The organism is Pseudomonas sp. HY2-MNA-CIBAN-0224 (assembly GCF_040310285.1).
GTDB classification, from domain to species: Bacteria; Pseudomonadota; Gammaproteobacteria; order Pseudomonadales; family Pseudomonadaceae; genus Aquipseudomonas; species Aquipseudomonas helleri.
In genome coordinates this window covers 1-276 of sequence record NZ_JBEOPQ010000472.1, presented here as the reverse complement: position 1 = coordinate 276, position 276 = coordinate 1, and the positions used below count along the sequence as shown (strand labels likewise).

1 pseudogene is annotated in these 276 nt (G+C 43.1%); it reads right to left on the bottom strand.

The window, feature by feature from the left end:
- Nucleotides 1-276 (bottom strand): annotated as a pseudogene (locus AAEZ03_RS27210) (tyrosine--tRNA ligase); the annotation flags it as partial.

The following is a 276-nucleotide window of genomic DNA, read 5'->3' as shown; positions in this document are numbered from 1 at the left end:
GATTGCGACCGTTTTCCATCTCTGCCATTAAGCCTTCGACTTCCTCCATCGGCTTAAAGCTTAAAAATTCAAAATAACGGCGAATTAGAGTGTCTGGCATCGATAGCAGTTTTTGGTACATCGTGCCCGGTGCATCATAAATAGCGACATAGTTGCCCAATGATTTGGACATTTTATTAACACCATCTAAGCCTTCCAAAATCGGTACGGTAATACACACTTGTGGCTCTTGACCATAACGACCTTGCAACGTGCGCCCCATCAATAGATTAAAAG